Source organism: Maribacter taeanensis, from assembly GCF_047345145.1.
Lineage (GTDB): Bacteria > Bacteroidota > Bacteroidia > Flavobacteriales > Flavobacteriaceae > Maribacter_C.
In genome coordinates this window covers 145,025-165,659 of sequence record NZ_JBLFER010000007.1, presented here as the reverse complement: position 1 = coordinate 165,659, position 20,635 = coordinate 145,025, and the positions used below count along the sequence as shown (strand labels likewise).

General features: G+C 37.2%; 20 protein-coding genes. 19 read left to right on the top strand and 1 reads right to left on the bottom strand.

Translation table 11 applies throughout. From position 1 onward, the window contains the following. Position 1 precedes the first annotated feature (1 nt). The 16 genes from ACKWCD_RS18580 to ACKWCD_RS18505 all read left to right on the top strand — a co-directional run bounded on the left by ACKWCD_RS18580 (position 2) and on the right by ACKWCD_RS18505 (position 16,522). Entirely contained in the window at positions 2 to 283 is a 282-nt protein-coding gene (locus ACKWCD_RS18580) for an antibiotic biosynthesis monooxygenase family protein (RefSeq protein ID WP_413985469.1), read from the top strand. Continuing rightward, positions 283 to 3,006, top strand: a complete 2,724-nt coding sequence (gene metH, locus ACKWCD_RS18575; RefSeq protein WP_413985468.1) for a methionine synthase — start codon at positions 283 to 285, stop codon at positions 3,004 to 3,006. Before ACKWCD_RS18580 ends, metH begins: the two co-directional genes overlap by 1 nt. Position 3,007: 1 nt before the next feature. Next, complete coding sequence (locus tag ACKWCD_RS18570) at positions 3,008 to 3,253, top strand: hypothetical protein (RefSeq protein WP_413985467.1); 246 nt, start codon at positions 3,008 to 3,010, stop codon at positions 3,251 to 3,253. 278 nt (positions 3,254 to 3,531) lie between these two features. After that, complete coding sequence (gene metF / locus ACKWCD_RS18565; protein WP_413985466.1) at positions 3,532 to 4,485, top strand: methylenetetrahydrofolate reductase [NAD(P)H]; 954 nt, start codon at positions 3,532 to 3,534, stop codon at positions 4,483 to 4,485. Positions 4,486 to 4,559: 74 nt separating this feature from the next. Then, positions 4,560 to 5,654: an acyloxyacyl hydrolase gene (locus tag ACKWCD_RS18560; protein ID WP_413985465.1), complete on the top strand. Its 1,095-nt coding sequence runs from the start codon at positions 4,560 to 4,562 to the stop codon at positions 5,652 to 5,654. Between the two features lie 142 nt (positions 5,655 to 5,796). Next, the gene (locus ACKWCD_RS18555) at positions 5,797 to 6,513 is read left to right on the top strand and encodes a head GIN domain-containing protein (protein WP_413985464.1); all 717 of its coding nucleotides are present in this window, start codon (positions 5,797 to 5,799) and stop codon (positions 6,511 to 6,513) included. Between the two features lie 34 nt (positions 6,514 to 6,547). Then, a complete protein-coding gene (locus tag ACKWCD_RS18550; protein WP_413985463.1) occupies positions 6,548 to 7,693 on the top strand; it encodes a serine hydrolase domain-containing protein in 1,146 nt (381 codons plus the stop codon). Between the two features lie 72 nt (positions 7,694 to 7,765). After that, a complete protein-coding gene (locus tag ACKWCD_RS18545; RefSeq protein WP_413985462.1) occupies positions 7,766 to 8,857 on the top strand; it encodes an amidohydrolase family protein in 1,092 nt (363 codons plus the stop codon). A 64-nt stretch (positions 8,858 to 8,921) separates the two neighbouring features. After that, positions 8,922 to 9,911 carry a helix-turn-helix transcriptional regulator gene (locus tag ACKWCD_RS18540; protein WP_413985461.1) on the top strand — a complete coding sequence of 330 codons (990 nt, stop codon included), beginning with the start codon at positions 8,922 to 8,924 and terminating at the stop codon, positions 9,909 to 9,911. An 81-nt stretch (positions 9,912 to 9,992) separates the two neighbouring features. After that, on the top strand, positions 9,993 to 10,955 hold the full coding sequence (locus ACKWCD_RS18535; protein WP_413985460.1) for a hypothetical protein: 963 nt from the start codon (positions 9,993 to 9,995) through the stop codon (positions 10,953 to 10,955). An 11-nt stretch (positions 10,956 to 10,966) separates the two neighbouring features. After that, positions 10,967 to 11,500 (top strand): DinB family protein, encoded by a 534-nt coding sequence (locus tag ACKWCD_RS18530; RefSeq protein ID WP_413985459.1) that lies wholly within the window; start codon positions 10,967 to 10,969, stop codon positions 11,498 to 11,500. Between the two features lie 136 nt (positions 11,501 to 11,636). After that, complete coding sequence (locus ACKWCD_RS18525; protein WP_413985458.1) at positions 11,637 to 12,098, top strand: hypothetical protein; 462 nt, start codon at positions 11,637 to 11,639, stop codon at positions 12,096 to 12,098. A 286-nt stretch (positions 12,099 to 12,384) separates the two neighbouring features. Continuing rightward, positions 12,385 to 13,212: a prephenate dehydratase gene (locus ACKWCD_RS18520; protein WP_413985534.1), complete on the top strand. Its 828-nt coding sequence runs from the start codon at positions 12,385 to 12,387 to the stop codon at positions 13,210 to 13,212. After that, the gene (locus ACKWCD_RS18515) at positions 13,209 to 14,354 is read left to right on the top strand and encodes a pyridoxal phosphate-dependent aminotransferase (protein WP_413985457.1); all 1,146 of its coding nucleotides are present in this window, start codon (positions 13,209 to 13,211) and stop codon (positions 14,352 to 14,354) included. The genes ACKWCD_RS18520 and ACKWCD_RS18515 overlap by 4 nt, the downstream gene beginning before the upstream one ends. Before the next feature lie 85 nt (positions 14,355 to 14,439). After that, positions 14,440 to 15,300 (top strand): prephenate dehydrogenase, encoded by an 861-nt coding sequence (locus ACKWCD_RS18510; RefSeq protein ID WP_413985456.1) that lies wholly within the window; start codon positions 14,440 to 14,442, stop codon positions 15,298 to 15,300. 139 nt (positions 15,301 to 15,439) lie between these two features. Beyond that, positions 15,440 to 16,522 carry a chorismate mutase gene (locus tag ACKWCD_RS18505; RefSeq protein ID WP_413985455.1) on the top strand — a complete coding sequence of 361 codons (1,083 nt, stop codon included), beginning with the start codon at positions 15,440 to 15,442 and terminating at the stop codon, positions 16,520 to 16,522. Between the two features lie 79 nt (positions 16,523 to 16,601). On the opposite strand, the gene ACKWCD_RS18500 is transcribed toward ACKWCD_RS18505, so the two are convergent. Then, complete coding sequence (locus ACKWCD_RS18500; RefSeq protein ID WP_413985454.1) at positions 16,602 to 17,045, bottom strand: hypothetical protein; 444 nt, start codon at positions 17,043 to 17,045, stop codon at positions 16,602 to 16,604. A gap of 163 nt (positions 17,046 to 17,208) precedes the next feature. On the opposite strand from ACKWCD_RS18500, the gene rsgA reads away from it, so the two are divergent. The 3 genes from rsgA to ACKWCD_RS18485 all read left to right on the top strand — a co-directional run bounded on the left by rsgA (position 17,209) and on the right by ACKWCD_RS18485 (position 20,632). Further along, a complete protein-coding gene (gene rsgA / locus ACKWCD_RS18495) occupies positions 17,209 to 18,162 on the top strand; it encodes a ribosome small subunit-dependent GTPase A (protein ID WP_413985453.1) in 954 nt (317 codons plus the stop codon). A 41-nt stretch (positions 18,163 to 18,203) separates the two neighbouring features. Continuing rightward, positions 18,204 to 18,656, top strand: a complete 453-nt coding sequence (dtd, locus tag ACKWCD_RS18490) for a D-aminoacyl-tRNA deacylase (protein WP_413985452.1) — start codon at positions 18,204 to 18,206, stop codon at positions 18,654 to 18,656. An 80-nt stretch (positions 18,657 to 18,736) separates the two neighbouring features. Continuing rightward, entirely contained in the window at positions 18,737 to 20,632 is a 1,896-nt protein-coding gene (locus tag ACKWCD_RS18485) for a DUF3857 domain-containing protein (RefSeq protein WP_413985451.1), read from the top strand. The last annotated feature ends 3 nt before the right edge of the window (positions 20,633 to 20,635 follow it).

The following is a 20,635-nucleotide window of genomic DNA, read 5'->3' as shown; positions in this document are numbered from 1 at the left end:
CATGATATTAGAAGTAGCTACATTAAATGTCAAAGCAGGAATGGAGTTTGAATTTGAACAAAAATTCATCCAAGCTTCGTCTATCATTGAATCAATGAAGGGGTATATATCACATGAACTTAAAAAGTGTATCGAAAAGAAAAACCAATATCTATTATTGGTGAATTGGAATACATTGGAAGACCACGAAATAGGCTTTCGAAAATCTCCTGAATATCAAGATTGGAAAAGTTTGCTCCATCATTTTTACGAACCCTTTCCTGAAGTATTGCATTATAGCTAATGACCGAAACAAAGCCAAAATATTTAAAGCTTAGCGGACTTGAACCTCTTGTGGTTACTCCAGAAACCAACTTTATAAATGTTGGGGAAAGAACCAATGTAGCTGGTTCTAAGAAGTTCCTACGTCTTATAAAAGAAGAAAAGTTTGAAGAAGCTTTAGATGTTGCAAGACATCAAGTTGAGGGCGGTGCTCAGATTATTGATATTAATATGGATGATGGACTCATTGATGGTAAAGAGGCCATGGTGAAGTTCTTGAATCTTGTTATTGCGGAACCCGATATTGCTCGAGTCCCCATAATGATAGATAGCTCCAAATGGGAAATCATAGAAGCAGGTTTACAAGTGGTGCAAGGTAAATGTGTAGTGAATTCCATTAGTCTCAAAGAAGGCGAGGAAGAATTCATTCATCATGCGAAGTTGATAAAAAGATACGGAGCTGCTGTAATTGTAATGGCCTTTGATGAAGTAGGACAAGCGGATAATTATGAGCGACGTTTGGAAATTTCGAAACGCTCCTATGATATTTTAGTAGACAAAGTTGGTTTTCCTCCAGAGGATATCATTTTCGATTTAAATATTTTCCCTGTTGCCACGGGAATGGATGAGCATAAATTAAATGCTTTAGACTTTATCAAGGCAACGAAATGGGTTAAAGAAAATCTTCCGTATTGTAGTGTTAGTGGAGGAGTTAGTAATGTTTCGTTTTCTTTTAGAGGGAATAACCCGGTAAGAGAAGCGATGCATTCCGTGTTCTTATATCATGCGATTAAAGCGGGAATGAACATGGGTATTGTCAACCCGACCATGCTTGAAGTCTATGATGATATTCCGAAAGATTTATTGGAGCATGTGGAAGATGTTATGCTAAATCGCCGAGACGATGCTACAGAAAGACTGCTCGATTTTGCAGAGTCTGTTGTTGGCAAAGCCAAAGAAAGTAAAGTCGATTTATCTTGGCGCGAAGAGCCATTGCAAGATAGAATTACAAGAGCATTGGTTAAAGGTATTGACCAATATATTGAGGAAGATGTTGAAGAAGCAAGACAGGCAGCCGACAAACCTATAGAAGTTATCGAGGGTAATTTGATGACCGGAATGAACGTAGTTGGCGACCTCTTTGGTAGTGGAAAAATGTTCTTGCCGCAAGTGGTGAAATCTGCTCGAGTAATGAAAAAAGCGGTGGCGTATCTCTTACCGTATATTGAAGAAGAGAAGTTATTGAATCCTCAAGAGGGAGATTCTGATGGAGCTGGAAAAATTCTCATGGCAACTGTAAAAGGCGATGTACATGATATTGGCAAAAACATTGTAAGTGTAGTTTTAGCTTGTAATAATTATGAGATTGTTGATTTGGGCGTAATGGTGCCACCCGAAAAAATTATTGCCGCTGCCATAGAACATAATGTAGATGTCATCGGTCTAAGCGGATTGATTACGCCATCATTAGATGAGATGGTGCATTTGGCAAAGGAAATGGAGCGTAAAAATTTTACAGTTCCTTTATTAATTGGGGGAGCTACTACAAGTAAAGCGCATACGGCTGTAAAGATTGACCCACAGTATAGTCAGGCGGTTGTGCATGTAAATGATGCTTCTCGAGCAGTTACTGTCGTGGGTGATTTGTTGCAGAAAGAAACATCTGATAGTTATAAAAAATCCATCAAAGAAGATTACGACGTCTTTCGGGATAAATTTTTGAAACGCTCTGTAAAGAAGGAATACAAATCCATAGAAAAAGCTAGAGAAAATAAGTTTAAGATTGATTGGAGCACATCCGAAATCGTAAAGCCAAATGAATTGGGAATCCAAATTATTGAAGATATGGATTTGGAAAAACTGGTCCCTTTTATTGACTGGACACCTTTTTTCAGAAGTTGGGAGCTCCATGGAAAATATCCTGATATCCTGACGGATAATGTTGTAGGAACTCAAGCAACCGATTTGTTTGCTGATGCCCAAAAGATGTTGAAAGAGGTTTTATCAGAAAAGAAATTAAAAGCAAAAGCTATCTTCGGATTATTCCCAGCGAATACAATCAATGACGATGATATCGAAGTGAAATGTCATCCCGAGCGCAGTCGAGGGCTTTCTGGTAATGAAGGTGAAACGTATACATTCAGAACCTTACGTCAACAACTCCAAAGAAGAGAAGGAGTCGCTGATTTCGCCTTAGCAGATTTCGTTGCCCCGAAAGAAAGCGAGAAACAAGATTATATGGGCTGTTTCTGTGTGTCCACAGGATTTGGTACTGCCGAATTAGCCGCAGCCTATGAAAAGGATTTGGACGATTACAGTTCCATAATGATAAAAGCTTTGGCAGACCGTTTGGCGGAAGCCTTTGCGGAGTACTTGCATAAAGAAGTGCGAACGAAACATTGGGGCTATGCTGTAAACGAAGATTTAAGTAATGAAGATTTAATTAAGGAATCATATAAGGGAATTCGCCCAGCGCCAGGTTATCCAGCTTGCCCAGATCATTTAGAAAAATTGACTATTTGGGAAATGCTCCAAGTAGAAGAAAAAACAGGTGTGAAATTAACTGAGAGTCTGGCCATGTGGCCCGCGGCATCCGTAAGTGGATACTATTTTGGAAACCCTGAAGCGCGCTATTTTGGACTAGGAAAAATAAAAGAAGACCAAGTAGCCGATTTTGCGACAAGAAAGGGAATCGATTTTGAAGAAGCGAAAAAATGGTTGGCGCCAAATATTGCCGAAGATTAATATGACTAAATATATAGAGATAACATTGGGAAACCATATGATAAGTCATGGTTATAATGACGATAACAAAGAAGTAACGGAAATTGTTCGTGTCGAAGGATTTTCCAAAAAAGTAGTAGCAGTCAGTCGAATAAAATCGCTTAGCGAAAAATATATACTAACAAATTATTTAGATGGCCGATGGATATATTGGGAGTATGAGGAAGATTATGAAACCATAAAAAAACTTCTTTTGGACAAACAATAATTAATTAAAGGCTTCCTTTTAGGTTAGTTTCCTCAAGTTGGCCAATAGAGTTGAGTTAGGGATTGCAGCCGCATCTTTTTTATTTGTCTCTTTGAGCGCTCGCCTGAATGACAAAGTCGGGCAGGCAGTCGAGAAGTAGTCAAATAAAAAAATACAGCGGAAAGCCCGTCGTGTCGCCGAAAGGAAGACCCGAACGCCCAAAAAAGAAATGAAGAAATAATAATTAATAAAATTCCGTTTTAGCTCCCTCTCCCTGGGAGAGGGCGGGGGGAGAGGACATGAAAGTAACAGAACACATAGAAGCATCAAAAGGAAAAACATTGTTTTCCTTTGAAATTATTCCCCCTGTAAAGGGTCGAAGCATCCAAGAATTATATGATAATATCGACCCACTGATGGAGTACAAACCTCCATTTATTGATGTTACCACCTCACGCGAGGAATACGTTTATATTGACCGTTCTGGGCTCTTGGATAAAAAGTTAACACGCATGCGTCCGGGTACGGTGGGTATCTGTGCGTCCATTAAGCATAAGTATGATGTAGATACTGTGCCACATGTACTTTGTGGTGGTTTTACCAAGGAAGAAACTGAGTACCTTCTGGTTGATTGCCACTATTTGGGGATTCAGAATGTAATGGCCCTACGCGGTGATGCGATGCGTGAAGAAAAGTATTTTGAGCCGACCAAAGGCGGACATCCGTTTGCCATAAACTTGGTTGAGCAGATTCAAAATTTGAATTGTGGAAAGTATTTGCACGAAGTTATAGAAACTGATGATTGCGCGGATTTTTGTATCGGCGTTGCCGGATATCCAGAGAAGCATTTGGAATCACCATCTTTAAAATCAGATTTGAAAAGACTCAAAGAAAAAGTAGATGCCGGTGCCGATTATGTCGTAACGCAAATGTTCTTTGATAATCAAAAATATTTCGAATTTGTTGGGGCAGCAAAAGAAATGGGAATCAATGTTCCCATCATTCCGGGGATTAAACCCATCGCCGTAAAACGACATTTACAACTGTTACCTCAAGTATTTCGAATTGATTTACCGCAAGATTTGATTGATGCAGTTGATGATTGCGAGAATAACAAAGCGGTTCGCCAAGTAGGCATTGAATGGGCGATTCAACAGTCGAAGGAGTTGAAGGAAGCAGGTGTGCCTGTTTTGCATTATTATTCCATGGGAAAATCAGATAATATACAGGCGATTGCTAAAAGTCTGTTTTAGAGTCTCGACTCAAAGTTCAAAGTTTTCAAACTTCGTACCTCGAATTTCGAACTTCGTACTTACCTTTGACTTCCATGAGCCTAAGGGTATTCCTACTTATCATATTTTTCTCTGGATTTTGCTTTGCACAAGATGAGGACAAGCGAGTCAACTACACCTTTGATGCAAATGCATTTTACGGGTCAATAATTCTTCATAATCCGGATATTAATCATCTGATTACCGAACATCCTGAGGGTTTGATTTTTGCCTATAATCGAAAAACCTATGGATCGGAGGATTGGGAACAATGGTATAACTATCCAGACTTAGGCGCTTCTTTTATTTTTCAAAGGTCGAACAACCCCACTTTGGGTGATAATCTGGGACTGTACGCCCATTTCAATTTCTATTTTTTAAAAAGGAACGTTCAATTGCGCATAGGGCAGGGGATTTCCTATGCTACCAACCCGTATGATAGGGTTGAAAACTTTCGAAACAATGCTTATGGGTCAAGACTATTAAGTTCAACTTTTTTGATGTTGAATTATCATAAGGAGAACATTTTTGAAGGCTTGGGTTTTAAAGCGGGAATCTCTGTTGTTCACTATTCCAACGCCAATGTAAAAGCACCAAATACATCAACCAATACTTTGGCTTTTAATGCCGGATTGACCTATACATTAAAACAAGACGAACCAGAATACATTAGAAGAGAGAAAGTTAAGATTACAGAACCTATCAAATACAATATCGTTTTTCGGTCTGGTATTAATGAGAGTGATGTGATTGGTTCTGGCCAGTTTCCTTTTTACATAGCTTCTGCTTACGCAGATAAACGTGTTGGCAGAAAAAGTGCAATTCAATTGGGGACAGATGTTTTTTTTAGTAATTTTTTAAAGGATTTGATTCGGTTTCAGTCGACTTCATTTCCTGAGAATAATGTTGCTGCAGATACAGATTATAAGCGAATAGGGGTTTTCGTAGGGCATGAACTTTTTATTAATAAATTATCTATTGAAACACAATTGGGTTATTATATATATTATCCCTTCGATTTTGAAGGAAAGGTGTATAATCGCTTTAGTCTAAAAAGATATTTTGGAGAAAAAGTCTTTGGAGCTATTAGCTTGAAATCACATGGGGCAGCGGCCGAAGCTGTTGAATTTGGAGTGGGAATAAGATTATAAAGTGCGAAATACAAAATACGAGGTACGAAATTGGATGCATGACTTTGAAGATTTATATAAGGTAATTCCCCCTTTGAAGGGGGCCAGGGGGATGAATTCCCTTGTGGAAAAATTATTCGTGATAATACTTTTGTTTTGTGTGGTGTCAGCATGCAACTCCGACTCCGCCCCCGATTGCTTCCAAAGTGCAGGAGACCTAATTCGAGAAGAAGTTAAGGTTGCCGATTTTACCAAAATCACAGTTTTCGAAAATGTCGGATTGGTTTTGAAGCAAGGGCCCGAAATCAAAGTTGAAGTAGAAACAGGTGAAAATTTGCTAAATGAAGTTGAGGTAACAGTAGAAGATGGTCGTCTGCTTTTACGAGATACCAATGATTGTAATTTTGTTCGAGAATACGGTTTAACAAGAATTTTTGTGACAGCACCAAATATTGGGGAAATACGAAGTAGTACAGGATTGAAAATCGAAAGTGATGGCGTACTTGCCTATCCAATTTTAAGGCTCATATCAGAGAGTTTTAATAACCCAGAAAGTGAAACTACTGACGGTGAATTTGATCTTGAGTTGGATACCAATGACGTCACTGTTATAGTAAACGGAATAGCCTATTTTAGACTTCAAGGAGAAACGGGGTTTTTTGGTGCTACTATTGCCGCAGGAGATTCCCGAATCGAAGCGCAAGATTTGATTGCTAATTTAGTAGATATAGACCATCGAGGGTCAAATGATATTCTGGTAAATCCTCAACAAATTATTAAAGGAGAGATAAGAGGAACAGGTGACGTAATTAGTTTTAATGAGCCAGATTTAATTCAAGTAGAACAGCTATTTAAAGGGAGGTTGATTTTCAAGGACTAACCGATCAATCACTAATGTAAAGCGGTCATTCATTTTGAACCCCATATCTAAATATCTAAAAAATCTTTTCGCCAAAAAAAGAATTAAAGGCGATGAAACTCAGCTTCGAGGTTTGCTGAAAGCAGATACGCTGCTCAATAGTTTGGTAAATGAAAAAAAAGTCCTTGGTTTAGCTATTACTGTTTTAAGGGATGGCAAGAAGTTTCTTCAAAAGGGATATGGTCAATCTAATTTGGAAAATAAAACTCCAATAACCCCCCAAAAAACAATCTTCCGAATAGCAAGTGTTTCCAAACCTATTTCGGCAACTGCTTTGGCACATATGGTGCAGGATGGGTTGATAGATTTAGATACTTCCTTTTACGAATATGTGCCTTACTACCCTAAAAAGAAATGGGACTTTACTATTAGACAATTAGCGAGTCACACGGCAGGTATCAGAGGTTATCAAGGCACCGAATATGGGCTCAATAAATCGTATTCCATTAAAGAAAGCATTGAAATTTTCAAAGATGATGATCTATTATTTGAACCAGGAACGGACTATCTATATAACAGCTATGATTGGGTTTTGATTTCTCTAGCTATGCAAGAGGTAAGCGGAATTCCGTTTGAAGAATATGTGAAAGAAAAGGTTTTGAACCCCTTGGGAATGACAAATACTTTGGCTGAATGTCAAGCTGAGCCTGTCGACGGGCTTTCTGGGAATAAAAAAATGCTAGGACAAGCTCAGCAAGACAATAAGGAAAATAGATTAACAACTTTCTACTCCAAAAACCGCCTAGGCTTCCGCAAAGCAATTCCTGTGAACAATTATTATAAACTAGCGGGTGGTGGATATCTATCCACAACTGAAGATATTGCCAATTTCGGTCAAGCGTATTTAGATAGAAAAGTCTTAAATGAAGAAATACTTGCTCCTTTTTTGACCTCTGAAACTATCAATGAAAACAAAACCTACTACGGACTCGGCTGGCAGGTAAGTGAAGATAAAAAGGGAAGGAATTACTATGGACATGTTGGCAATGGAGTAGGAGGCTATTCTAACTTCTTTGTATATCCGAAACAGCAGATGGTTTTTGCTATTCTAATCAACTGCACTAATCCTAATGTGCAAGTGGAATTGGATGAGGTAGTAAATGCTTTGATTTCAGAAACCACCGAGCAGGCGTTTACTTAAGCTCCAATATTTTATCTTCTTTTTTTGTTTATTGCTATATTTAAGTTGTTTGCTACCAATACCTTATGAATTATGAGAAATACGATTGTTTTTTTAACTGCCGTCATTAGTTTGTTGGCTTGCAAGTCTGATAAAAAACACATGTCCTCAGAAAATGCTACAAAGGTTGCCATAGAACAACAATCGATTAAGAAGATAGATGTTCATGCGCACTATAAATATGAGCGGGACTATCTGGCTGATTTCTTCAAAAAATGGAATATGCAGGGTGTATTGGTTGATGTTTCTATAGCTGATTCTGTTGGTGTGAATAGAAGTTGGAATGAATATTTAGACCATGTAAAAGCCGAACCAAATTTATTTTACCTCTGTTCTTCATTGATAGGGGTAGGTATCGACAATCCTGATTTTGCCCAAAAGTCCATTGAAAGACTAGAACAAGAAATACACTCTGGAGCTCGAATGGTCAAAGTATGGAAGAATTTCGGTATGGTCACCAAAGATGCTTCAGGAAATTTTATTCAAATAGATGATGCCCGTTTGCAGCCTATTTGGGATTTTCTAAAAGAACGTAAAATTCCAGTTATGGCCCATATAGGTGAACCTGTTCAAGCATGGCGACCTCTTGATGACCCAAATAATCCGCATTACGGTTATTATACGGACCACCCCGAGTATCATGCGTATAAGCACCCTGAAATTCCAACTTATGAAACGATTATCACAGCGCGGGATAAGTGGATAGCGAATAATCCTGATTTAAAGATTTTATGTGCCCATTTGGGGAGTATGTCGCACGATGTAGATATGGTTGCCGAGCGATTGGATAAATTTCCCAATATTTACGTAGAACCTGCGGCCCGCTTTGGTGATTTAGTTGGTCAAGATTCAGATAAATTGAGGGCCTTATTTGAAAAATACCAAGATCGTATTCTATTCGGAACGGATTATGGGACTTCAAGTCCGCAAAGTGAAAAAACAACCGAAGAATTAAAAGCGGAGGAGCAAAACCTAGAAGAAAGTTATAGTCGACTCTGGACCTACTTAAGTACTTCAGATTCCGTAGCGTTACGCGGGCAGAAAAACAAAGGTCTAGCACTCTCAGAACAGATTTTGAATAAGTTCTATTATCAGAATGCAGCCGATTTCTTGAAGCTAAATTAATGAAGAACACCAAAACTTCTTTACTAGGTAATTCGTATTTTAGTAAAGCTTATTGTTGGTCTCTATGAAGAAATATTATCTGTTTATCCAACTGTTCTTAATCGGTTACGGTCTGCTCGCCCAAAACGGCATATCAGGATATATTGACATCGAAAATGACGAGTCTGTTACAGAAATTCATTTATCTCAAATTGCTTTAGAAAATATTTCAGATACGAATAAAGCGAAATACATTACTTCGACATCTATCGGTGAAAATGGTTTTTTCCGTTTTAAAAAAAGCCTGATTTCAAAGAAGGAGGCAATCTATCGACTGCACGTCACTCGTTTCGAAAAAGCATTGAGGGATACCTTACAAGTTGGCCAGGTGTTTTTACTCTCCAATCAGGATAGCATCCAGTTTAAAAAGAGCAAAATTCCATTTGGAACATATACCAACAGTAGTTTGGCTGATAAGGAATGGCAAAAATTAGTGCGATTTGAACGTCAATTGCGGAATACGGATTTTAAAAGAGAAGATAGTCTTTCTGAAGCATATATCGGTAACTTGAAAACATACACAAAAGACTCCCTTGAAATCTTGATGGTGAAGTTGATAAGCATCAAACAACTTGATAATAAAGACTTACTTGAGAAAGATATCGCTAAGAACCCAGACTACTATGTGGCTCTTTTGACAGAACTCAAGGAAAGTGATATCGAACGTTCAGAATATCTGTTTTTGGAAAATAAATTGGCTTTTTTGACAACTGAAGCGGCTGAAAATAAATATGCGACCAGCAAGATTATCATTGTCCTCTTGAGTTTGCTTGTTGCAAGTTTACTATTCTTTGTTTTCCATTTACGACAAAGAAAAACTCGGCAGGCGATTGCGGATCTAAGCAAACAAGAAAAGAATATTCAAGGTCTCATTTTACAAGGGAAGAGCAATAAAGAGATTGCTAATGAACTTTTTATCAGTTTGAGTACAGTAAAAACACATATTACCAATATATATAGTAAGTTACGTGTGTCTAGTCGGCAAGAATTACTTCAAAAAATTCAAAATTCATAGGGGTACTAGTACTTAAATCAGACCCTTTTTCCTCTCCTGTTTACTCTACTTCAAGTTACTTTGGTTTTAAAATTTTGAACCATGAAAGATATACTTGTTCTTCTAATGGCATGTTGTCAATTCTTTGTTGCACATGCTCAATTAATAACTAAAGAAACCCTTGATATCATTGATGAGCATAATTTATATATCAACGATAGTACATCTACAGATTTACATTATTATCAAATCTTACCAGAAGAAGGAAAGCCGAAAGGGGTTATTGTTGTTTTACCCTCAGGAGCTGAACGAACTGAAGATACACTTAAAAGCATAACTCTGCACGAACTGGCAGTTGATAACTCGATTATGACAATCATACCTTCGATTAATTGGGGAACCGATACAATGGAAGCTGAAATAGAATTTCTTGATTTTATTTTCAAGGAAGTCATTAAAAATCATGGTGTTTCAAAGGACAAATTTATTTTGGGTGGACTTTCAAATGGGGGAATGATTTCCTTGACCTATGCGGAGATAGCTGTTAAAAATCCTGAGAGCACTTTTTTACTTCCTAAGGGCGTTTTTGCCTTAGACACGCCTTTAGATGAAACTCATCTTTATGAGTATTACGAAAGAGAAATTAAACGAAATTTTTCAGAAGCCGGTATGTTGGAAGCTAAATATTTTCTTGAAGAATATAATGAGAATTATGGAGGGTCGCCTCAAGATTTTCCAGAAAGATACATTGAAGGGTCAATTTATTCGCATAGCGAAGAAAATGGAGGGAATGCAGAATATTTGAAAGATATGCCAATTCGAATGTATACTGATTTAGATGTTGAGTGGCTTATGAATGAACGTCATAGAGATTTGTATGATTGGAACGGCACTGATATCGTAGCCATGATTAATCAATTGAAAATTCTGGGGAATACCGATGCGAATGTAAAAATCAGCCAGGGAAAGGGTGTTCGTCTAGATGGAACGAGACATCCCCACTCGTGGTCAATATTGGATACTGAGGATTGTCTCAAATGGATTATAGATTTGTTTAATAATTAATTAAGAATAATATGAAACGATTACTGATTCTAATATTATTGGGTTTTGTATCATCAACTCTATTGGCCCAAGGGGATAATTTTATCAAAGACTATTTAGAACGATTGGAAAATTCTCGTGAGTACTTACTTCTAGTAGCAGAAATTATGCCCGAAGATAAATACAGTTTCAAAGCGACATCAGAGGAAAAGACCTTTGCCGAAAACCTGATGCACATCGGCTATGCAATGGACTGGCATAGCCAGTCCTTATTAGGAGGAAGAGAACCTAGAGATTGGAAGACTGATACCACATTTATTGTTGCCAATAAGTCTAAAGCGGAAATGATTACAGTGATTGATAAGACCTTTGATGAAGTAATCAAATTTATTGCAGACTTTGAAACAGTCCATTTTGATGACCGCCTTGACTATTTTGGATTGGATAGAACAAAGCGACAAATTTTCTTTTTACTTGCTGACCACATAACACATCACAGAGGACAAATGCTGGTTTATCTCAGGTTGAACGGTCTTGTACCACCCAAATACGTTAAGTTTCAATAATTGGAAAAGAAGATTTCGATAGATTTATCAAAAGAGAGATTGAGCAAATAGAATAGTTATACTTCAGTTTTGTTTTAACACTTCTATAGTCATTTGTTTAATGATTATTTATTATCTTTAAACAAAAATTTATACCATGAAAAAATTAGTAGTCGCCATTTTATTTTTGGGCATGTGTTCAACAGGTTTAAAGGCTCAAGAGATAACTGTGTTCTCAGGAACTTGGGGGCCTGAATTCTATCAAGACCAGAAGAAATTGAATTGGAAAGAAGTAGATGCTTTGATGATGGGAAATTCGGTCTCCGAAATGCATTGGAAAAAATCGAAGAAGAATCTTTTAGGAGGAATGATTTTTGGAGCGGTGAACTTCGGAGCTGGCATTTGGGCAATATCAAACGAAGTAAACAATAAACCCTTAACTGAACCTGCAATTGCTTTCGGAGTGAGTGCGTTGATAGGATCTATTTTTGGGCAGTCAGCTTTGAAGAATAAAAAGATGGCTATTTTAAAGTATAATGATAGTCTGGGTAAAGAGACTTCTTTTTACTTGGTGCCAACAAGCAATGAAAATGGATTGGGCCTTGCCTTGAAATTTTAACAAAACGCTGTCAAATTGAAAAAAAATTCCCTGTACAGGGAATTTTTAAATTTAATTCATACATTAGCCACGGTTTAAGTGTATTATGACAAAGCAATATTTTTATAACAGATTCTTTTTCTATTTCTTTTTTAAGAGAGTAGTAGGACTGTTATAGTATATTGAAATGAGATATAATATAGAAGTCCTGCAGAAAGCAGGACTTTTTTTTGTTCTCAAATTCAAAGAATTTGAGAACCCTGAATTTATTTCAGGGTCTATCGAAAATAGAAGAATAATAGGTAGCATGAGTTTAATAATAGCCATACAAGGAATTCAAGGTTCAAACCACCATCAAGTGGCTAAGAACTATTATGGAGATAACATCGAGCTTGTAGAATGTATGTCTTTCGATGCTTTAGTAGATCAGCTTTTAAATGGTCACGCCGACAAAGGCGTGATGGCTATCGAGAATTCTATTGCAGGTTCTATCATCCCGAATTATAATCTGGTTTATCATAACGGACTCCATATCATCGGTGAACATTATTTGAACATTCATCATAATTTGATGGTGTTAAAAGGTCAAGAAATTGAAGATATTAAAGAGGTGCATTCGCATCCTATGGCCCTATTGCAGTGCAAAGAATTTTTCCGTCAATATCCAAAGATAAAATTGATGGAAGATGTCGATACTGCAGAGACTGCCAGACGTATTCAAGAGGGTCAATTAAAACATGTGGCGGCGATTGCTCCCAATGTAGCAGCTGATTTATATGATTTGGACATCGTAGCATCAGACATACAAACCATTAAGAATAATGCCACGCGATTTATCATTGTAAAAACAAAAAATAAGGAGCTTCCAAAAGAGGATATAAATAAAGCATCGGTACGTTTCATAACGGACCACAAACGCGGTAGTTTGGCGGCTATGCTTAATGTTATGAGTGATTGCAATTTGAACTTGACGAAAATTCAAAGCCTTCCCATTATTGAGACCCCTTGGAAATATGCCTTCTTTGTTGACATAACTTTTGAAGGTTATGCCAATTTTGAAAAAGCAAAAGCGCTGTTGAACATCATGTCAGAAGATTTTAAAGTATTGGGTGAATATAAAAATGCCAGAGGATGATACAGACGGCCGATAGACTTGAAACGGTTCAGGAATATTACTTCTCAAAAAAGTTACGAGAGGTACGCGGACTTATGGCTGATGGAAAACCGATTATCAATATGGGAATTGGTAGTCCTGATTTAGTTCCATCTGAAGCCGTGATTAAGGCAATTCAGAATGCAGTTCATGACTCTGGAGCCCATCAATATCAGAGCTATCAAGGTCTGCCTGAATTACGCGAAGCGATTGCGAAATTCTATTTATCGAAATTTGGAGTGGAAGCAGATGCTGCAACCGAAATTCTTCCGTTGATGGGCTCGAAAGAAGGTATCATGCATATCAGCATGGCTTTCTTGAATGAAGGAGATGGGGTGTTGATTCCTAACCCAGGATATCCTACCTACACTGCGGTGAGTAAGTTGGTTGGGGCGATTCCGAAGTATTACGATTTGGTAGAAGATAAGGGCTGGTTTCCAGATTTGGAGGAATTGGAAAAAGAAGATTTATCGAAAGTAAAATTGATGTGGGTGAGCTATCCGCATATGCCAACGGGAGCCACGGCTACTAAAATGCAGTTTGAAAAATTGATTGCTTTTGCGCGACGGAATAATATCCTATTAATCAATGATAACCCGTATAGCTTTGTTTTGAATGATAATCCGACAAGCATTCTCAGTATTGATGGTGCTAAGGATGTTGCTTTGGAACTGAATTCCCTAAGTAAAACCTTCAATATGGCAGGATGGCGTGTGGGTATGGTTTTAGGGAATGAAGAAAACTTAAAGTCCATATTAAAAGTAAAAAGTAATATGGATTCGGGTATGTTCTACGGAATTCAAAAAGGGGCGATTGCCGCTTTGGGAAGCTCTCAAGAATGGTTTGATAATTTGAACAAGGTATACACGGTTCGTAAGGAATTAATGTTGCAGTTGGTGAAAAAGTTAGGATGTACTTATGATTCCACTTCCGTGGGACTATTCGTTTGGGCGAAGTTGCCTTACGGAGTGCCATCCGCAGAAAAATTTATCGATGACATCTTATATGATAAAGATATTTTCATAACCCCCGGAACCATTTTCGGAAGCAACGGAGAAGGATACATACGATTTTCACTATGTGTGCCAGAGGAAAAGATTCAAGAAGCAATCAATAGATTTTAGAAAAAAGATATGAGACTTGAGACTTTTAATTTTAAGAATATAACTTTTCTAAAATCTCAATTCTAATATCTAGAATCTCAAAAAGATGAATGTTTTTATAATAGGTATCGGATTAATTGGAGGATCTTTCGCGAAGGACATTAAACGCATTATGCCGGAATCTAAGATTTACGGAATCGATGCCAACGATTCCCACTTAGAAGAAGCTTTTGCTTTGAATCTGATTGATGTAAAATCAAGCTATGAAGATTTGGGAGTAGCTGATATGGTGATTGTATCTATTCCTGTAGATGTCTTGGTAACGGAGCTTCCCAAAATACTAGATGCTGTAAATGATGATTGTGTCGTTTTCGATGGTGGTTCTACAAAACAATTGATTTGCAAACAGTTGGATAGTCATCCGAAGCGCAGAAATTATTTAGCGGCTCATCCTATTGCAGGAACAGAATTTTCTGGTCCTTCAGCAGCTATTGAAGGTTTGTATGAAGGAAAGACGAATATCATCTGTGAAGTAGAAAAGACCGCTTTCAAATTACAGGAAAGGGCTTTGGAGTTGTTCCAAAAAATGGGAATGCGTATTCGATATATGAATCCTGAAGCGCATGACAAGCACATCGCTTACGTGTCACATTTGTCGCATATAAGTTCTTTTATGTTAGGAAAGACGGTCATCGAAAAAGAGAAAAACGAACGTGATATTTTTGATATGGCGGGTTCAGGTTTCGAAAGCACCGTGCGTTTGGCAAAAAGTTCACCAGCGATGTGGACTCCTATTTTCGAGCAAAATAAAGAGAATGTTGTAGAAACACTTGAGGAGTACATTCAAAACCTAGAAGAATTCAAACAAATGCTTCTAGAGAACGACTTTGACGGCATTTATAATGAAATGAATAGTACGAATAAGATTAAAGAAATATTGAATGGAATTCCTTTGAATAAAAAGTGATTTTAGAGACAAGAGACAAGAGACAAGAGACAAGAGAATTAAAAAGATCGTAAACAATTAATATTTAAATAGAAAGAAGACGCGAGAGAGTGAAAACCTTTACCCTTCACCTTTAAACGCTTCACCCAAAAACAAAGTAATGGAGAATACAAAAGAAATGAGAACATGGTTGGATGATATGGGTTTAGATCATCCACTAGTGATAGCAGGGCCATGTAGTGCAGAAACCGAAGAGCAAGTGTTAGGAATAGCACATAGCTTGAAAGATACCGATGTCAACTACTACCGCGCAGGTATCTGGAAGCCTCGAACGCGCCCTGGAAATTTTGAAGGCGTTGGTGCTTTAGGTTTAAAATGGCTCCAGAAAGTAAAAGCTGAGACAGGCTTGAAAACGGCTACTGAAGTGGCGAACCGAGCTCACGTGGAACTAGCTTTAGAACATGATATTGATTTGTTATGGATTGGTGCACGCTCAACGGTAAGTCCGTTTATCATGCAAGAACTAGCAGATGCTATGGCTGGGACTGATAAGATTGTTTTGGTAAAGAATCCAGTCAATCCTGATTTGGCCCTTTGGTTAGGTGGAATCGAGCGTTTGCATACAGCTGGAATCAAAAAATTAGGTGCCATCCACAGAGGATTTTCTACCTATGAAAAATCGAAATACAGAAATATTCCAGAATGGCAATTGGCGATTGAATTTCAGAATAAATTCCCTGATTTGCCATTGATCAATGACCCATCGCACATCACAGGAAAACGCGATATGATTTTTGATGTGTCACAAACGGCCTTAGATTTAAATTTTGACGGATTGATGATTGAAACACATCATGACCCTGATAATGCTTGGAGTGATGCTGCGCAGCAAGTAACTCCGGATAGACTAGTTCAGATTATGAACGATTTGAAAATCAGAAAAGAATCAGACCCTGAAGCAGAATACAACAGTCAATTGAGCAACCTAAGAGCTCAGATTGATGTTATTGACAATCAGTTGATAGAGACAATGGGTAAACGAATGAAAGTTTCTGATGGCATCGGTCAATTGAAGAAGACACGAAATGTCGCTGTTTTACAATCTAGTCGTTGGAATGAAATTTTAGGCAAGATGATTCTAGAAGGAGAAACAAAAGGGTTGAGCGAAGAGTTCGTACTTCGTATGTTCAAAGCAATCCACCAAGAGTCAATTAATCATCAAGAAAAGATTGTAAAAGCATAAACGTTTTACTTTCTCGTAAAGACGAACTAAAAAAGCCTCATCAAATTTTTGATGAGGCTTTTCTTCTAGGAGATTATTTCTATTCTTTTTTAAAGATGTATCGGGTAATAAAAATACCTTGTCCGTCATCACCTCCGGCATCGGCTTCAACACCGCTGGTTACAAACATCAACTCCCATCCATCTTGAATCATTGAGGTCAATTTTGATGAAATTACCGCATCGTTGGCAGCAATATTTTGAAAACGGATTCCTGCAATATTATAAAAGTTAAGCAACTTGGTTTCCTCGAAATTCTTAACGCGAATATCCCCTCTTTTTGATTTGTTTCTCGTGTTGTCCTCTTCAGTTTGGGTTGAAGTATATTCTCCAAAATTTTTCTCCTCTTGGGCGTCAACAATACGCGAACGGCCTAAGCCGCTAGGTACAATTGATTCTACACTGGTGATTACTTTGATTTGTTGTGCGTTAACCTCCATTGCGGTAAGTAAAACCAAGCTTGCAATAAGTACAATTTTCTTCATGATTTAATATTTATATGTTAGAATTTAAAGACAATAAGTATGTAGAAAGGTTGCATCAAATTATTACTTTTTGAAGTGCTACAAATTATATATATGATGTTACTACCTTCAGAAACAACCTAATATAAAAGTATTGCTTTTCTTTGTAACCTAAATGTAATGAATGCAAGGGATTGTCTATAAATCTACTGGAAGCTGGTATACCGTAAAAACTGAAGATGGTACTTTTTATGAGTGTCGTATCAAAGGGAAATTTCGCATTCAGGGGATTAAAAGTACCAATCCAATAGCGGTAGGTGATGTTGTGCGATTTGAGATTGAAGAATTAGGTGATGCCACTGTTGGAACTATTTCAACTATTGAAGAACGCAAGAATTATATCATACGTAAGTCGGTAAATCTCTCTAAGCAAACGCATATTATTGCCGCCAATTTGGATCAGGTTTTCTTGTTGATAACACTAAATAACCCGAAGACGTATCCCGTCTTTATTGATCGATTTTTAGCTACAGCAGAAGCATACGATATTCCTGTTGTATTACTTTTCAATAAAGTCGACACCTATAATGAAGAAGAATTGTTGGAGGTAAAATATTTGGCGGTACTTTACCGAAGCATAGGATATGAGTGTATTGGAATATCGGCGACAACAGGTAAAAATGTAGAAAAGGTCAAAGAACTTATGATAGAAAAAACAAGCATGTTTGCAGGTCATTCGGGAGCTGGTAAATCTACTTTAGTCAATGCCCTAGAGATAACCCTAGAACTCAAAACAAAGGAAATTTCAGAACAGCATTTACAAGGGCAACATACAACTACTTTCGCCGAAATGTATGACTTGAGTTTCGATGCCAGGATTATTGATACGCCGGGCATTAAAGGTTTTGGAATCGTCGATATGGAGAAAGAAGAAATCGGAGATTACTTTCGGGAATTCTTTAAATTAAAAATCAATTGCAAGTTCAATAATTGCCTTCATTTAGATGAACCCAAATGTGCCGTGAAAGAGGCCTTGGATAATGATGAGGTAGCCTGGAGTCGGTACAAAAGCTATGTGCAGATGGTTACGGGTGAGGAAGAAAATTATAGAATCGATATTCACAATATAAAAAAGTAAAAGTATTCCCTCCCCTCTTGGGAGGGCTAGGGAGGGGACTTATGAGAGCAGTAATTCAAAGAGTTTCAAGAGCAAGTGTAACGGTTGAAGGGAAAATCATTTCTGAAATCGAAACAGGCTTGCTTATTTTACTAGGAATAGAAAGTGAAGATTCGAAGGAAGATATAGCATGGCTTTCGCGCAAAGTAGCCAATCTGCGTATTTTTAATGATGAAGAAGGCGTGATGAATAAATCGCTTCTTGAAATTGACGGTAATGCAATTGTAGTAAGTCAGTTTACTTTACATGCTTCCACAAAAAAGGGAAATCGACCTTCTTATTTAAAAGCGGCAAAACCGGATGTGTCAATTCCCTTGTACGAAAAATTTCTAATTCAGCTACAAACAGATTTAGGTAAATCTGTAGGAACAGGTATTTTTGGTGCCGATATGAAAGTTGACCTGTTGAACGACGGCCCTGTTACTATTGTAATTGATACAAAGAATAGGGAATAGTCTATTTTATCACCTCTTCATCGATTTAGGTGCCAAAAGTAAGAATTATCCGTTATGTTTGTCATCACCAATACCAACCAATGCGCTTATTTTTTCTATCAGTTTCCCTATTCCTATTTTTTATTAGTTCAGCACAAGAATATCAGGCATTTTCCCTAGATAAGACTCTGACAAAAAATGCCGATGCCGTAGTTCGACTGGATGAAATGTACGTTAGTATTGATAGTCATCAGTCCATGATCGTTTCAAGCAAACGGGTTGTAACCGTATTAAATGAGGATGGTAAAGAACATATTCATGCGCTTGCGTATTATGATGATAACCATAAAATAAATCAATTATCAGCCATCATTTATAACGCCCAGGGTGATGAGATAAAGAAATTCAAGAAGAAAGACTTTATTGATCAAAGCGCTTCTGGTAACGGCACATTATATTCTGACAATAGGGTTAAGTATATGAGATACACTCCCATAGCTTATCCATATACGGTTGTATTAGAAAAGTCTTACGAAACTTCTGATACAGCCTTCATTCCTAAATGGTACTTTTTAGATGGTTATAATGTTAGCACTGAAAAAACTAAATACACCTTTGATTTAAAAGTAAATATTCCATTTCGATTTAAAGAAAACAACTTGGAAGAATTCGGTATTACCGTTAAAAAAAATGACAATAAGCTTATTTATTCAGCGGAAAATCTAAGTGCATTAAAAAGTGAACCTTATGCTGCAGATTTTTCTAGTTTCGGCCCTAATGTAAAATTTGCTCTTGAAAAATTTCATCTTAAAGGAGTTGATGGGCAAGCAAGTAATTGGGAAGAGTTTGGTGTATGGATTTATAATTCACTTTTGACAGGTCAAGATGTTTTAAGTAGTTCGGCAAAAGCAAAGGTAATGCAACTAGTTGCTGGTATTTCTGATCCCAAGGAAAAAGTTAAAAAAGTATATGATTATGTTCAAAATAATACGAGATATATAAGTGTTCAATTGGGGATAGGTGGTTGGCAGCCTATAAGTGCAGAAGAAGTAGATCGCGTAAAATATGGTGATTGCAAAGGCTTGACAAACTATACCATGGCACTTTTAAAAGAAGTTGGAATAGAGTCTTATTATACTGTGGTATATGCCGATGCAGGAAAGAGGGATCTAGATCCAGAATTTCCATCCCTACAAGGAAATCATGTTTTTTTGAACGTTCCACTTGAGACTGAGGAAATGTGGTTGGAATGTACGAATCAAGAGGTGCCTGCTAACTATTTAGGAACCTTTACAGATGATAGGTATGTACTGAAGGTGACCCCAAGAGGAGGAGAATTAGTGAAATCAAGAAAATATGAAGATGTTGAAAACAAACAAAAAACGAAAGCCAATTTGATTATCAATTCCTCAGGAACAATTACCGGTCAAGTAAACATAACTTCTGAGGGGATACAGTATAATCAAAAATATGGGCTTACCAGAAACAAGGAAAACGAACTAGAAAAACATTATAAAGAATATTGGAGTTATGTTACCAATTTGAGAATTAATAAAACTGATTTTGAGAATGATAAAAACAATATATCTATTCTAGAGAATGTAACGATTAGTGTCGAAGATTATGTTTCTATGGCGGGTGATAGATGGCTAGTAGTACCAAATATGTTTAATCGCTATGGGAATATACCCAAACGCATTAGAAATAGAAATCGAGAAGTTGAATTGAAAAGAGGATTTATAGATGAAGATGAATTCATTTTTGAAATACCAGAAAATATGGAAATCGAGACGCTTTTCACCCCTATTGATTTCACAACAGATTTTGGGGAGTATATGGCTGAGGCTGAGAAAATTTCTGAAAATAAAATAAAATATAAGAGGCGATTTCTTTTCAAATCTGGTAAATATTCGAAAGATAGATACAATGAATTTAGAGATTTTATCAAACAGATTGCAAGACACGATAACAACAAAATAGTACTGATCAAAAAATAACCA

Bases quoted from the DNA above. Each gene is read 5' to 3' on its own strand.
- ACKWCD_RS18580 (WP_413985469.1), top strand. From the start codon at position 2: ATGATATTAGAAGTAGCTACATTAAATGTCAAAGCAGGAATGGAGTTT.
- metH (WP_413985468.1), top strand. From the start codon at position 283: ATGACCGAAACAAAGCCAAAATATTTAAAGCTTAGCGGACTTGAACCT.
- ACKWCD_RS18570 (WP_413985467.1), top strand. From the start codon at position 3,008: ATGACTAAATATATAGAGATAACATTGGGAAACCATATGATAAGTCAT.
- metF (WP_413985466.1), top strand. From the start codon at position 3,532: ATGAAAGTAACAGAACACATAGAAGCATCAAAAGGAAAAACATTGTTT.
- ACKWCD_RS18560 (WP_413985465.1), top strand. From the start codon at position 4,560: ATGAGCCTAAGGGTATTCCTACTTATCATATTTTTCTCTGGATTTTGC.
- ACKWCD_RS18545 (WP_413985462.1), top strand. From the start codon at position 7,766: ATGAGAAATACGATTGTTTTTTTAACTGCCGTCATTAGTTTGTTGGCT.
- ACKWCD_RS18540 (WP_413985461.1), top strand. From the start codon at position 8,922: ATGAAGAAATATTATCTGTTTATCCAACTGTTCTTAATCGGTTACGGT.
- ACKWCD_RS18535 (WP_413985460.1), top strand. From the start codon at position 9,993: ATGAAAGATATACTTGTTCTTCTAATGGCATGTTGTCAATTCTTTGTT.
- ACKWCD_RS18530 (WP_413985459.1), top strand. From the start codon at position 10,967: ATGAAACGATTACTGATTCTAATATTATTGGGTTTTGTATCATCAACT.
- ACKWCD_RS18525 (WP_413985458.1), top strand. From the start codon at position 11,637: ATGAAAAAATTAGTAGTCGCCATTTTATTTTTGGGCATGTGTTCAACA.
- ACKWCD_RS18520 (WP_413985534.1), top strand. From the start codon at position 12,385: ATGAGTTTAATAATAGCCATACAAGGAATTCAAGGTTCAAACCACCAT.
- ACKWCD_RS18515 (WP_413985457.1), top strand. From the start codon at position 13,209: ATGATACAGACGGCCGATAGACTTGAAACGGTTCAGGAATATTACTTC.
- ACKWCD_RS18510 (WP_413985456.1), top strand. From the start codon at position 14,440: ATGAATGTTTTTATAATAGGTATCGGATTAATTGGAGGATCTTTCGCG.
- ACKWCD_RS18505 (WP_413985455.1), top strand. From the start codon at position 15,440: ATGGAGAATACAAAAGAAATGAGAACATGGTTGGATGATATGGGTTTA.
- ACKWCD_RS18500 (WP_413985454.1), bottom strand. From the start codon at position 17,045: ATGAAGAAAATTGTACTTATTGCAAGCTTGGTTTTACTTACCGCAATG.
- rsgA (WP_413985453.1), top strand. From the start codon at position 17,209: ATGCAAGGGATTGTCTATAAATCTACTGGAAGCTGGTATACCGTAAAA.
- dtd (WP_413985452.1), top strand. From the start codon at position 18,204: ATGAGAGCAGTAATTCAAAGAGTTTCAAGAGCAAGTGTAACGGTTGAA.
- ACKWCD_RS18485 (WP_413985451.1), top strand. From the start codon at position 18,737: ATGCGCTTATTTTTTCTATCAGTTTCCCTATTCCTATTTTTTATTAGT.